11 protein-coding genes are annotated in these 13,245 nt (G+C 67.9%); 5 read left to right on the plus strand and 6 right to left on the minus strand.

The window, feature by feature from the left end:
• Window positions 1-7: 7 nt before the first annotated feature.
• Window positions 8-1,573: a malate dehydrogenase (quinone) gene (gene mqo / locus L5G33_RS06930; RefSeq protein ID WP_265742658.1), complete on the minus strand. Its 1,566-nt coding sequence runs from the start codon at window positions 1,571-1,573 to the stop codon at window positions 8-10.
• A gap of 80 nt (window positions 1,574-1,653) precedes the next feature.
• On the opposite strand from mqo, the gene L5G33_RS06935 reads away from it, so the two are divergent.
• Together L5G33_RS06935 and mtr are read left to right on the plus strand one after the other, a co-directional pair.
• The gene (locus L5G33_RS06935) at window positions 1,654-2,652 is read left to right on the plus strand and encodes an alpha/beta hydrolase (RefSeq protein ID WP_236997427.1); all 999 of its coding nucleotides are present in this window, start codon (window positions 1,654-1,656) and stop codon (window positions 2,650-2,652) included.
• Window positions 2,649-4,058: a mycothione reductase gene (gene mtr / locus L5G33_RS06940; protein ID WP_236997428.1), complete on the plus strand. Its 1,410-nt coding sequence runs from the start codon at window positions 2,649-2,651 to the stop codon at window positions 4,056-4,058. Before L5G33_RS06935 ends, mtr begins: the two co-directional genes overlap by 4 nt.
• An 89-nt stretch (window positions 4,059-4,147) precedes the next feature.
• Here the strand turns inward: mtr and L5G33_RS06945 are convergent, their stop codons facing one another.
• From L5G33_RS06945 to map, 3 genes are read right to left on the minus strand one after another with little or no spacing between them, the layout of a single operon-like run.
• Complete coding sequence (locus tag L5G33_RS06945; protein ID WP_372476869.1) at window positions 4,148-4,975, minus strand: alpha/beta fold hydrolase; 828 nt, start codon at window positions 4,973-4,975, stop codon at window positions 4,148-4,150.
• Window positions 4,944-6,512 carry a cobyric acid synthase gene (locus L5G33_RS06950; RefSeq protein WP_236997429.1) on the minus strand — a complete coding sequence of 523 codons (1,569 nt, stop codon included), beginning with the start codon at window positions 6,510-6,512 and terminating at the stop codon, window positions 4,944-4,946. Before L5G33_RS06950 ends, L5G33_RS06945 begins: the two co-directional genes overlap by 32 nt.
• A 13-nt stretch (window positions 6,513-6,525) precedes the next feature.
• Window positions 6,526-7,389 (minus strand): type I methionyl aminopeptidase, encoded by an 864-nt coding sequence (gene map / locus L5G33_RS06955; protein WP_236997430.1) that lies wholly within the window; start codon window positions 7,387-7,389, stop codon window positions 6,526-6,528.
• A 142-nt stretch (window positions 7,390-7,531) separates the two neighbouring features.
• Here map and L5G33_RS06960 point away from each other — a divergent pair, with 142 nt between their 5' ends.
• Genes L5G33_RS06960 through L5G33_RS06970 form a run of 3 tightly spaced genes read left to right on the plus strand, consistent with a single transcriptional unit; the run spans window position 7,532 to window position 10,396 of the window.
• Window positions 7,532-8,530 (plus strand): heme/hemin ABC transporter substrate-binding protein, encoded by a 999-nt coding sequence (locus L5G33_RS06960; RefSeq protein WP_236997431.1) that lies wholly within the window; start codon window positions 7,532-7,534, stop codon window positions 8,528-8,530.
• Window positions 8,523-9,611, plus strand: a complete 1,089-nt coding sequence (locus L5G33_RS06965) for a FecCD family ABC transporter permease (RefSeq protein ID WP_236997432.1) — start codon at window positions 8,523-8,525, stop codon at window positions 9,609-9,611. Before L5G33_RS06960 ends, L5G33_RS06965 begins: the two co-directional genes overlap by 8 nt.
• Window positions 9,608-10,396, plus strand: coding sequence for a heme ABC transporter ATP-binding protein (locus L5G33_RS06970; protein ID WP_236997433.1), 789 nt, complete (start codon window positions 9,608-9,610; stop codon window positions 10,394-10,396). Before L5G33_RS06965 ends, L5G33_RS06970 begins: the two co-directional genes overlap by 4 nt.
• A 45-nt stretch (window positions 10,397-10,441) precedes the next feature.
• Here the strand turns inward: L5G33_RS06970 and L5G33_RS06975 are convergent, their stop codons facing one another.
• Together L5G33_RS06975 and L5G33_RS06980 are read right to left on the minus strand one after the other, a co-directional pair.
• Window positions 10,442-11,308 carry a hypothetical protein gene (locus L5G33_RS06975; RefSeq protein WP_236997434.1) on the minus strand — a complete coding sequence of 289 codons (867 nt, stop codon included), beginning with the start codon at window positions 11,306-11,308 and terminating at the stop codon, window positions 10,442-10,444.
• A 118-nt stretch (window positions 11,309-11,426) separates the two neighbouring features.
• On the minus strand, window positions 11,427-13,232 hold the full coding sequence (locus L5G33_RS06980; protein WP_236997435.1) for a penicillin-binding transpeptidase domain-containing protein: 1,806 nt from the start codon (window positions 13,230-13,232) through the stop codon (window positions 11,427-11,429).
• Window positions 13,233-13,245 lie beyond the last annotated feature (13 nt).

Below are 13,245 nucleotides of genomic sequence, written 5' to 3' on the forward strand. Positions count from 1 at the left end.
TCGGGAGTCACTGCTTCTCGACAGCGCTGTCGGTGAGCTTCAGGCTCTTATTGGTCCAGTCCCACATCTCGCGGTAGAGCGCGGGGTTGTCGTTGAGCTTCTGGCCGAACGACGGGATCATCTCCGTCAGCTTCGGCTTCCAGCCGTCGAAGTGGGCGGTGAAACACTTCTCGAGAATCGAGATCATCGCGGGGACCGCGGTCGACGCGCCCGGCGACGCGCCGAGCAGGCCCGCCATCGAGCCGTCTTCGGAAGTGACGACGGCCGTACCGAACTCAAGGCTGCCGCCGAGGCCGTTCTTGCGGATCACCTGGACACGCTGGCCCGCGGTGATCAGCTCCCAGTCGTCGCCTACCGCTTTCGGCGCGAAGTCCCGGAGTGTGGTCACGCGGTCGTTGAGGCTCGCGGACAGCTCCGAGATCAGGTACTTGAGCAGGCCGAACTCCTTCGGCGCGATCGACATCATCGGGAGCAGGTTGCCCGGCTTCACCGACTTCGGCAGGTCCATGACGCCGCCGGTCTTGAGGAACTTGGGCGACCAACCGGCATACGGGCCGAACAGCAGCCCCTTGTCGCCGTTGATGACGCGCGTGTCCAGGTGCGGCACCGACATCGGCGGGGCGCCGACAGCCGCCTGGCCGTACACCTTGGCCGAGTGCTCGGCGATGACGTCCGGGTTGGTGCAACGGAAGAATTCGCCGCTGACCGGGAAGCCGCCGAAGCCCTTGGCCTCCTTGATACCCGAACGCTGCAGCAGATGCAGTGCGCCGCCGCCTGCGCCGACGAACACGAAACGCGCCTCGACGCGAAGCTTCTCGCCGGTGCGGGTGTTGCGGATCTTCACGACCCAGCTGCCGTCGGACTGCTTGGTCAGGTTGCGGACCTCATGTCCGAAGTACAAGTCGGCGTCGCGTCCGACGTAGTTGAGGAGCTGCTGGGTGAGAGCTCCGAAGTCGACGTCCGTGCCCTGCGTGAACCAGTTGAGGCCTACCGGATCCGAATAGTCGCGGCCCTCACCCATCAGCGGGAGACGCTCAGCGAACACATCGTCATCGTCGATGAACTCCATGCCCTCGAAGACCGTCTGGCTCGACAGGGCGGCGTGGCGCTTACGCAGGAACTCGACGCCGTCTGCGCCGTGGCAGAAGCTGACGTGCGGGATCGGGTTGATGAACTCGTCCGGAGCGCCGAGGACACCGTTGTCGACGCCGTGCGCCCAGAACTGGCGGGACGTCTGGAACTGTTCGTTGATGTTGAGCGCCTTGGTGATGTCGATGTCACCGTTCGCACCGGCCGGGGTGTAGTTGAGCTCGCACAGCGCCGAGTGGCCGGTGCCCGCGTTGTTCCACGGATCGCTGCTCTCGGCGGCTGCTGCGTCGAGCCGCTCGAAGAGGCTGATCGACCAGTTCGGTTCCAGCTGTCGGATGAGCGTGCCCAGGGTCGCGCTCATGATTCCGGCGCCGATCAACGCCACGTCCGTCTTGATGACCTTCTGCGACACGCTGCTGCTCTCTTCCGCCCTCGGGGTGCACTGGCTGCCTCTCCGCTTACCACCGCGGAGATTCTTCGACAGTCATTGTTCACCATCGCGCGTTGACACGTCGCATCGGTGCACGCAAATGTGTCGTGAGCGACAAGCCTTAGAGTGGGGGCGTGATCACCGACTGGCGACCCGATGAATTCCTTGAGGGCTACGAGGTCCGCACCCTCCCGCTCACCCCCGACCCCGACGGTGAAGACCCGATCAACGCACACCTGGTCCGCAAACCGGACGCCGTCGATACACCGCGCGGCGCCGTCCTCTATGTGCACGGCTTCACCGATTACTTTTTCCAGACCGAACTGGCCGACTTCTTCCACGAGCGCGGCTTCGCCTTCTACGCGTTGGACTTGCGCAAGTGCGGCCGGTCGTTGTCGGCCCAACATTCTCCGCACTACACCAGTGACCTCGCCTACTACGACGAGGAGCTGGGAACTGCGCTCGACATCGTCACCGACGAGGTGAGTGCTGTGGGCGGATCCCCGCAGGTCATTGTCGCCGCTCATTCGACTGGCGGGCTCGTCGCCCCGCTGTGGCTCGACCGACTCCGCACCGACGATCCCGAACGGCACGGCCATGTGATCGGTCTGCTCTTGAACAGTCCGTGGCTCGACCTGCAGGGTGATCCGAGGCTTCGGACGGCTGCCGCTGGCAGACTGATCTCGGCGGTCGGATCGGTCCGCGGCAAGCAGGAGATTCCGCGTCCGTCGTCGTCAGCGTACGGCGACAGCCTCCACTCGGATGCCCACGGCGAGTGGACATACGACCTCGTCCGCAAGCCGCTGGGCGGGTTCCCTGCGACGTTCGGCTGGATGACGGCGGTCCGCGCAGGACACCGGAAGGTACACGGCGGCATCAACGTCGGCGTGCCGACGCTCGTCCTTCGATCGGACAAGTCGGCATTCCACGGGCGCTACGATCCCGCGGTCGACACCGCCGACTGTGTGCTCGACGTGAAACAAATCGCGCAGTGGTCCGGTTGTCTCGGGGAGCGGGTTCTCGCGGTCGCGGTACCCGACGCCCGCCACGACGTGTTCCTGTCGATCGAACGTGTCCGCAAAACCGCGTACGCAGAGGTTGACCGGTGGATGGAAAGCGAGTTCGAACAGTGACACTTCAAGCGGGTACGGCTCAGGTCGATCTGGCGATCATCGGAGCGGGCAGCGGCAACTCGGTCCCCGACGAACGATTCGACGCGACGAGCATCGCCATCTTCGAGGAGGGACTGTTCGGCGGAACGTGCATGAACGTCGGTTGTATCCCGACCAAGATGTTCGTCTACGCCGCGGACATCGCGGCCGCCGCCCGCGAATCCGGCAAGTATGGGGTCGACGCTCGTGTGGAGGCCGTCGACTGGCCCGCCATCGTCGCCCGCGTGTTCGGTCGCATCGACCCGATCGAGGCGGGCGGACGCGAGTACCGCGTCGACCGCTGCGAGAACGTGACGGTCTACGCGAGCCACGTGGTCTTCGACGGACGCGACGACGAAACCGGACGTTACCGACTACTCACCGCGGACGGCGACGTCGTGCTGGCGACCGAGGTCGTCATCGCGGCGGGCGCGCGCAGCGACATCCCCGAGGTGATCGCCACATCGGGTGTCCCGTTCCACACCAACGCCGACGTCATGCGGCTCCCCGAACTGCCGAAACGGCTGGCGATCCTCGGCAGTGGTTACATCGCCGCCGAGTTCGCCCACGTCTTCTCGGCACTCGGCACCCAGGTGTCGGTCATCGCACGCGGCCCGAAGCTGCTGCGGGCGCTCGACTCCGACATCGCCGACCGGTTCACTGACGTCGCGTCGACGCTGTGGGACGTCCGCCTCGACTCGCCGGTCACCGCGGCGTCACAGCTGCCCGACGGCGGGATCCGGCTCGAGTTCGCCGACGGTGGATCGCTCGACGCCGACTCACTCCTGGTCGCGACCGGACGGACCCCGAACGGGGACCTGCTCGGACTGGAGAGCATCGGAATCGATCTCACCGACGACGGCCGGGTCCCCGTCGACGCGCACGGGCGCACCCCGGCGCGCGGCGTGTGGGCGCTCGGCGACGTCAGTTCGCCGTACCAGCTCAAACACGTCGCCAACCACGAGCAGCGCGTCGTGCAAGGCAACCTGTTGAAGGGTTGGGACGCCGCCGACCTCGATGCGTTCGACTATCGGGCTGTCCCGGCCGCGGTGTTCACGCATCCGCAGATCGCGACTGTCGGGCTCACCGAGGACGCGGCTCGCGCACAGGGCTTCGACATCACGGTCAAGGTACAGAACTACGGCGATGTCGCGTACGGGTGGGCGATGGAGGACACCGTCGGCGTCTGCAAGGTGATCGCCGAACGCGGAACTGGCCGGATCCTCGGCGCCCACCTGCTCGGCGCACAGGCGTCGTCGATCATCCAACCGGTGATCCAGGCGATGAGCTTCGGTCTCACCGCCCACGAGATGGCGCGCGGCCAGTACTGGATTCACCCAGCCCTCCCCGAGGTCGTCGAGAACGCTCTGCTCGGGTTGGATATCTGAGGCTCACGCGAGTCTGGGGACCCTCGCGGGTGTGGGGATACGCGCGGGTGTGGGGATACTCGCGGGTGTGGGATAGAGGCCGGGCCTCGTCAGAACAGACTCGAGCGCAGCGCGATCTCGCTGGCCACGGCGGCCGGAGCGTTCTGCGGCACCCAGTGGTCGACGCCGGTCACCACCGAGAAGCGGTAGTCGCCGTACGCGTATCGCCCGCTGAGCTCGGCCTGGTCGCGGCCCAACGCACTGTCTGCGTCGCTCCACACCATGGTCGTCGGGATCTCGACGGGCGGGCACGCCAACTTGGTCGCGATGTCGCCGGTGAAGTTGGCGCGATACCAGTTGAGCGGGCCGGTGAGGGCTCCCGGCTCGAGCAGCGGCGCGAGTTCGGCGTCGGTGACCCCGGACGCGCGCAGACGTGCGCCGCCGTCGGCGGCGATCGTGTCCTCGGCGTCGGGTGCGACGAACCATTTGATGTACGACGACCGTTCGCGCTGATCGTCGCTGCCGGCGAGCGCGTCGCGCATCGCCGACGGGTGACCGGTGCTGATCGCGACGAGGCTGGTGAACCGGCCCGGGTTGTTCGCGGCGAGATGCCATGCAACAATCCCGCCCCAGTCGTGGCCGACGACCATCGAGTACGCGATGTTGAGATGGCCGAGGATCGCGAGGACGTCGCCGGTCAACTTGTCGAGGGTGTAGGCGTCGACGCCCTCCGGTCGCGCGCCCGGGCTGTAGCCGCGCTGGTCGATGGTCACCGTCCGCATGCCCGACTCGTGCAGTCGCGGGATCACGTCGTCCCAGCACCGCGAGTCCACAGGGAAGCCGTGCAGAAGCACGGCGACCGGCCCTCGGGCCGGTCCGGACAGTCGCACGTCGAAGCTCAGGCCGTCATGGTCGATGGTCAGATGTTCGGTCTCCACTCAGCCAGGATAGGACGGTCGGCATCGACCCTGCACCGCCCGCCAGCAATCGGTGGACAGCTCTCATGTCGAGGTGGGTTGTGACGAGGTCGGCCATCGCGTCGAGTTGTCGTTCACGCACTGCGCGAGTCGAGAGTCCGGGCGCGGGCGCGAAGGCGTCCTTCCCGACCGCGCGCGCCACGTCGAGCAGGTAGTCGCGGCGGAAGTCGTCGGCCTCGAACAGCCCGTGACAGTGGGTTCCGGCGACGACGCCCGACCGAGCCCCTTCGGGACCGGTCTCGTCGTCGACGAGCCACGTCCGTTCACCGTTGCGGACGGCGACACCGTGATGGATCTCGTATCCGGACACTGCGGCCGCTCCGGCCCCCACGGACTTTCGGCTGTGCCCGGAGAACCGGCGCAGCGTCTTCGCGGTACGAAACTCGATGTCGACGTCGAGGAGACCGAGTCCGTCGACCGCTCCCCGACCGGACTCGACCGAGTCGACGATCCGTCGGCTCAGCATCTGGAAACCGCCGCACACGCCGAGGACGGGCCGCCCCGACTGTGCGCGTTCGACCACCGCGTCGGCGAGTCCCCTCTCCCGGAGCCAGTCGAGGTCGTCGACGCTCGCGCGGGAGCCGGGCAGCACGACGAGGTCCGCGGCGCGCACGGAGGACGGATCGTCGACCCACGTCACGTCGACGTCTGGTTCGCAGGCGAGCGCTTCGACGTCGGTGGTGTTCGAGGTGCGGGGCAACCGGATGGCCGCGACTGCCAACCGAGGTCCGCCCGAGTACGCCGTCCGTCCGCCGACACGACGTCCCACCGGGGAGGCCAGCGAGTCCTCGGCGTCGATCCACAGGTCGTCCGCGAACGGCAGCACCCCGAGCGTCGGGCGGCCGGTGCGCTCACGAATCGTGTCCAGTCCGGGCGCCAGGAGCGACGGGTCCCCGCGGAACTTGTTGACGACGAAGCCTGCGATGAGCGCCTGGTCGGCGGGTTCCAGAAGCGCTAGCGTCCCGAACAGGTGCGCGAGCGAACCACCACGATCGATGTCGGTGACCACCAGCACCGGGATGCGTGCGGCACGGGCCAACCCCATGTTCGCGATGTCGGTGGCCCGCAGGTTCACTTCGGCGACCGAACCGGCGCCCTCACAGATCACCACGTCGAACTCGTCACGGAGGGACGCCAGCTCGGCGGCGACGACGTCCGCGAGTTCGACGCGACGCGCGTGGTAGTCGGCGGCACCCACGTCGCCGTAGGGGCGGCCGCGGACGATCACGTGCGACCGGCGGTCACTGCCCGGCTTCAGGAGCACCGGGTTGAACCGGGTGTCGGGCAGCAAACCGCATGCGGTCGCCTGCAGCGCCTGCGCGCGCCCGATCTCGCCGCCGTCGAGGGTCAGCGCCGAATTGTTCGACATGTTCTGCGCTTTGAACGGCGCCACTCGGACGCCGTCGCGGGCCAGCGCACGGCACAGGCCCGCGACGATCAGGCTCTTTCCGGCGTCACTGCTGGTTCCGCCCACCAGCAACGCGCCGGCCGCTGTCACGACTCGCCCGGATTCACGCGTCGGGCAGGGTAAGGACTTCGGCGCCGGTGTCGGTGACGACGAGAGTGTGCTCGAACTGAGCGGTCCACTTCCGGTCGGCGGTGACGACGGTCCAGTCGTCGTCCCACATCTCCCAGTCGAGTCCGCCGAGGTTGATCATCGGCTCGATCGTGAACACCATCCCGGGCTCGAGGACGGTGTCCACGGCGGGCTGGTCGTAGTGGAGCACGACGAGCCCGTTGTGGAACGTCTCGCCGATGCCGTGGCCAGTGAAGTCACGGACCACGCTGTACCCGAACCGGGTCGCGTACGCCTCGATGACGCGGCCGACCACATTCAGCGCACGCCCGGGCTTGACGGCTTTGATCGCGCGCTCGGTGGCGATGCGCGTGCGCTCGACGAGGTCACGGGCCTCCTGCGAGACGTCGCCTGCCAGGAACGTGGCGTTGGTGTCGCCGTGCACCCCGTCGATGTACGCGGTCACGTCGATGTTCACGATGTCGCCGTCCGCGATCACCGTCGAGTCGGGGATCCCGTGGCAGATCACCTCGTTGAGCGAGGTACAGCACGACTTCGGGAACGCCTTGTAGCCGAGCGTCGACGGGTAGGCGCCGTGATCGATCATGTACTCGTGGGCGATCCGGTCGAGTTGATCGGTGGTCACTCCCGGCGCGACGGCACGACCGGCCTCGGCGAGGGCGTTGGCCGCGATCTTCGACGCGACCCGCATCTTCTCGATGGTCTCAGGAGTCTGCACCCACGGCTCATGGCCTTCGTTGACGGTGTCCTTCCACGCATACTCCGGTCGTTCGACGGAGTCGGGCACGGGCAGGATCGGCGAGACGACGCCGGGGGTCAACGGAGCGCGAACTGTCATGCGCTCGATTGTTTCACTCGGCGCGGCGGCGACGCCACACAGCCCGGGGCCGGCCGGTCATTGCGACCTGACGCTTAGGTAAGGTGGTCCTAACAGCCGGTTATCGGCGCGAGTTCACGAGTACAGACAGGCGGGTCCGACGGTGGTTGACTCTCGACGCATCCGCTCGCTCGTCGCCGTTGCGGCAACCGCTCTACTCACACTCGTTACCCTGGCCGGGTGCACCACCGAGCCGATCGACACCGGCGCACTGCACTCCGAGTCGACCGCGCCCCTGCGGTCGAGCCCGACCGTCGCCCACATCGCCGACGCCGATGTGGTGCCGGTCCAGACCGATCCGCCGGTGTCGCCGCAGTCCGAACGCATCGTCGCGCTCGATCGTAACGGCACGCTCGGCACCATCGTGTACGCGCTCGGACTCGGGCCGCATGTCGTCGGCCGCGACAAGTCGACGACGTTCCCGTCGGCGCGCGGCGTCCCCGAAGTGACCGACACCGGCCACACGATCAACACCGAACGGGTGCTCGACACCGATCCGACGATCGTCCTCACCGGCACCGACGCCAATCCGACGACCGCGGTCGACGCCTTGCGTGACGCCGAGATCGACGTCGTCACCTTCGACTCCGAACGATCGGTCGCTACCACGCCGCAGCTGATCCGCGACGTCGCGGACGCTCTCGGCGTCTCAGCGGCAGGCGAAAAGCTCGTCGCGCGCACGCAGCAGCAGATCGACGCCGCGAAACGATCGATCCCCGATCCGTCGGGTGATCCGACGATCGCCTTCCTGTACATCCGCGGCGAACACCTCATCCTCATGTCCGGCCCGGACTCCGGAGCCGACGACCTCATCGAACAGCTCGGCGGCGTCGACGCAGGCACCAAAGCCGGGCTGACAGCCGCATTCACCCAGGTGAGCGCTGAGAAGATGATGAGGGCCGACCCGGACGTGATCCTGGTGATGACCCAGGGCGCCGACTCCGTCGGCGGGATGGACAAGGTGCTGGACCTGCCTGCCGTCGCGGAGACGAAGGCCGGCCGGGCCAAGCGGATCGTCGCGATGGACGAGACCCAGATCCTCATGTTCGGTCCGGACACCGGCCAGGTGTTGCAGGCGCTCGCGAGGGCGATCTATGCCTGAGCACTCGACGCTGCGCACACGGACGACGCTGCGCACACGGATTCTGAGCGTCTCGCTCAGCCGCACGGTGATCGCCTGCGGCGTCCTCCTCGTGCTCCTCGCCGTGATCGTCGTGGCGTCGGCGGGCGTCGGCGCGGTACACGTCCCGCCGTCGGAGGTCCTCGGATCGATCGCCCACCACTGGCATCTGAACATCGGGCCGCTGCCGTCGCACCCGAACGGTGAGAACGCCTTGTGGGTCACCCGGTTTCCGCGCATCGTCCTCGGCCTGCTGGTCGGCGTCGCTCTCGGCGCAGCAGGCTGCCTGCTGCAGGGAATGCTGTCCAATCCGCTCGCCGAGCCGGGCATCATCGGCATCTCGTCCGGTGCGGCGGTCGGAGCCTGCCTGATGATCGTGATCGGCGGCACCGGCACCAACGGCTGGGCGATCGCGGGCGCCGCCGGGCTGTTCGGGCTACTCACCACGTTCGCCGTCTACACCTTGAGCATGCGTGACGGCGCGTCGTCGACGGTGATGCTCGTCTTGACCGGCATCGCGGTGAACGCGTTCGCGCTCGGAATCATCGCCTACCTCACCTATGTGGCGAGCACTGCCGCACGCGAGCAGATCGTGTTCTGGCAGCTCGGGTCGCTGGCAGGCAACGTGACGTGGGATCAGGTCAAGATCGTCGCGCCGCTCGTCGTCGCGGGTGTGGCCGGTGGGATGGCGCTGGTCCGCAAACTCGATCTCCTCGCGCTCGGCGAGGTGCAGGCAGCGGCGCTCGGCATCAAGGTCGAGGTGGTGCGGCGGCAGGTGATCGTGCTGGTCGCGATCCTGACAGCCGCCGGGGTCGCATTCACCGGCATCCTGATGTTCGTCGGTCTGATCGTCCCGCACGTGATGCGGTTGATCGTCGGACCGCGGCACGCCGTCCTGCTTCCAGCCAGCGCGCTCGGCGGTGCGCTCGTGGTGGCCGCCGCCGACCTCGCGGCCCGCACCCTCACCGCGGGAGAGCTCCCGCTCGGCATGCTGACGTCTTTGATCGGCGGTCCTGCGTTCTTCATCCTGCTGCGTCGACGGAGCGCGGGGGCGGGCTGGTGAACGACGCGACCCGCCCCGGAGCCCCGATCCTCGTCGAGGACGTCAGCATCGAGCTGGGCCACCGCGTCGTGGTCCGCGACGTGACGTTCGACGTCGCACCCGGCGAACTCGTCGCGCTCGTCGGACCGAACGGATGCGGCAAGTCGACGCTGCTGTCGGCTATCTCCGGCATCCGATCCCCCGCCGCGGGCCGCGTGATGATCGGCGCCGACGACGTCGCGCACGCCGACGCGCGTTCACTCGCGCGACTGCGGTCACTGGTCACCCAGTCGAACCGACTGGACACGCCCTTCACGGTTCGCGAGGTCGTCGAGATGGGCCGCTATCCGTGGACGCGGATGCCCGAGGCCCTGCACTCGGAGGACCTGATCGACGCGGCGATCTCCGAGTGCTCGCTCGACGACCTCGTCGACCGGCCGTTCGCCCACCTGTCCGGCGGGCAGCAGGCGCGCGTATCACTCGCCAGGGCTCTCGCCCAGGACACGCCGGTCCTGCTGCTCGACGAGCCGACCGCGGCCCTCGACATCGGACACAGCGAGCAGGTTCTGTCGATCCTGTCCGCGCGGGCGTCGGCCGGAGCCACCGTGCTGCTGGTGGTCCACGACTTGTCGTTGGCCGCCGCCTACGCCGACCGGGTCGCCGTCATGAAGGACGGTCGGGTGCGGGCGGTCGGCCCGGTCGCCGACGTGATGACCGAGGACTTGTTGACCGACACCTACGACCATCCGGTGATGGTGTTCGATCACCCGGAGACCGGTGAACGGATGATCGTCCCCCGCCGGTGATTCCCACTGGTGAATCCCGTCAGGTGACCCGGCCGGTGCTCCCCGTCAGGCCCGTTTGTGCACGACGAGAGTGGCGATCCCGAGCACGAGGAACGCCAACCCGCCGACGAGAGTCAGCCAGAGTCCGAATCCGACCGAGAAATCCACCATGAATCCGAAACCCGTCTCCTGAGTGTCGCCGACGTCGGAGATGTCGATGATCGCGACCAGGGTGACGATGACGCCGACAGCGGTCGCCACGATGCCCGCGGCGCGTGGCAGCAACTGTTGTCTGGCCGTGAGGAAGATTGTCGCGGCGGCCACCACGCCCGCGATCAGTGCGAGGATCAGCGTGTACACGCCGTCGCCGCCGCCTTCTGTCCCGGACACCGTGCCGGAGACCAACTCGCCACTGATCGACACCCACGGCAGGAACGCCGACACGATGACGACCAGCGCCACGATCACCATGGCCCACAGGTACGGAACGAGCTTCGGGGTCACCGTGGTGTTGGCCTTCGCGAGATCGGTGTACTTCTTGCCGAACTCACCGAAGCTGGCAGCCCCGCCCGCTGGGGCCTGCTGGGCGTGCCCCTGGTGCGGGGCTTGCCCGGGTTGCTGGGGTGCACTGTACGGAGTCTGGCTCCCGTAGTGCGCCTGCGGCGCGGCGTACTGCTGAGGCGGACCGTGGTGCGGCGATGGGTTCTGTTGCGGCGATGGGTTCTGTTGCGGCGATGGGTTCTGTTGCGGCGATGGGTTCTGTTGCGGTGGATCGTGTGGCAGCGGAGCCTGGGGTGTCGGGGCCGCTTGTGGTGGCGCCCCGTGCGGTTGAGCCTGCTGGGGAGTCGGGGCCTGCTGGGGCGGGGCCTGGGGTGTTCCGGGTGGTGAGTACTGCTGGTTCGGGTCTTGCGGATGAGGGGTGGGACCGCTCATGACCGATACCGCCTTTCGTGATGAAGGTCACATGAGCATGTCACGGCGTACTTGCCCGGGTCACCGGGTTCGAACATAATGAGTCATTTGAACGACCGAACGGATCAAATCCTCGTCCTCACGGCCGGAAGTCGGCGGGGATCCCGGCGAGGAAGTCGCGGGTGATGCCGACGGCTGCGTCGGAGCCGCCGCCGAGGACGATCAGCGTCGCGAACGCGATGTCGCCGCGGTACCCGGCGAACCACGCGTGTGATCCACCTGCCACTTCGGCCTCACCGGTCTTGCCGAACACCTCGCCTTGGCCCGCGATCGCCGATGCCGTGCCGTCGGTGACCACCGCCCGCATCATCGGCCGCAGCCGGGCGTATACGTCGCCGTCCAGCGTGACGTTCGGGCCGTCGACCGTCGTCTCGCGACCGTTGATCAACGTCGGCACCGGCAGTGTGCCGGTGGCCGCGGTCGCGGCGACCAGGGCCATGCCGAGCGGGCTGGCGAGCACCTTGCCCTGCCCGAAACCGTCTTCGCTGCGCTGCACGAGTTCCGGCTCGATCGGCACCGACCCGGACGCCGACTCGATGCCCGCGATGTCGTAGTCGGCTCCGAGCCCCATCGCGGCCGCGGCGTGCGCGAGATCGGACGGCCCCATCCGCGACGCGAGCTGGGCGAAGGTCGTGTTGCACGACGCCGCGAACGCCTGCCGCAACGTCACCTGGCCGAGGGCGAAACCGTCGTAGTTGGGGATCGTGCGGTCGCCGATCGTGGTCTCGCCCGGGCACGCCACCATTGCGTCCGGCGCCGACAGCTCGGCATTCATCGCCGCCGCCGACGTCACCATCTTGAACGTCGAACCCGGCGGGTACTGTCCCGCGGCCGCCGGCAGCCCGATCCGATCGGCATCGCCGTTCTGCGCGATCGCCAGGATCTTCCCGGTGGACGCTTGGATCGCGACGGTCATCGCCTGACGTCCCTGCACCGAATTGACCGCACGCTGCGCTGCGTCCTGCACGGACCGCGACAGCGACAACGACACCGCGGGCGCCGGGACGCTCTGCTCGTGGTGCACGACATCGGCGACGACACCGTTCGGATTCACCACAGCCACCTGCCATCCGGGCTTTCCGACGATATCGCCACCCACCGCGTTCGCGACACGCGTGAGGACCGCGGACGCGAAGTTCCGATCACGTGGCTGCAGCACCGACCGTTCGCTCAGCACGATCCCCGGAAGGTCGAGTTCCGGGCGGAGCCGCTCAACGTCGCCCGCGGGCAGCACCCCGACGGGCAGCGGGTCGTCCGACGCCGTCGCCTGCTCGGCGATCCGCTGAACGGACAGTCCGGGAACGAGCGGCCCCATCACCTCGACCAGCCGGGTGGCCGAGCCGATGACGTCTCCACCGTCGACCGCAGCGTGACCGTCGAACGACACCGACGTGACGGTACCGTTGACCATGACCTCGGACCCGTCGGACTCGTTGACGGCCGCGCGCGGCGGGCTCAGGTCACCGAGCACCAGCCGTTGGTCGGCACCGAGATGCGGGTGGACGGTCGTCGACGACCACCGGACCGTCCATCCGGTGTCGCTGCGACCCAGCGGCAGCGTCGCGTCGTACTCCCAGGTCCGACCGCCCGGCAGCGTCCACGTATAGGTGACATCGACGTCGGCGACATCCTGGTCGATGCGGACACGGCCGGTCCGTGCCGACAACGATTCGGCTGCTAGCCCGTCCCAGGCGGCGGCCAACACAGAGCGGGCCCGGTCGGGCATCGTTGTCTGCGCCGCCGCAGCGTCGACATCGTGGTCGGCGAAGGCTCCGACGAACGCGTCGGCCACCGATCGCGGCCCGTCGTCGTCGGACGTGCACGCCGCAGCGGTCACCACGAGAACAAGGACACACAAGACCGCGAAGAACCGTCGGAAGATCATCGTGGATGAGACT

This window comes from Gordonia liuliyuniae, assembly GCF_021738805.1.
GTDB lineage: Bacteria > Actinomycetota > Actinomycetes > Mycobacteriales > Mycobacteriaceae > Gordonia > Gordonia liuliyuniae.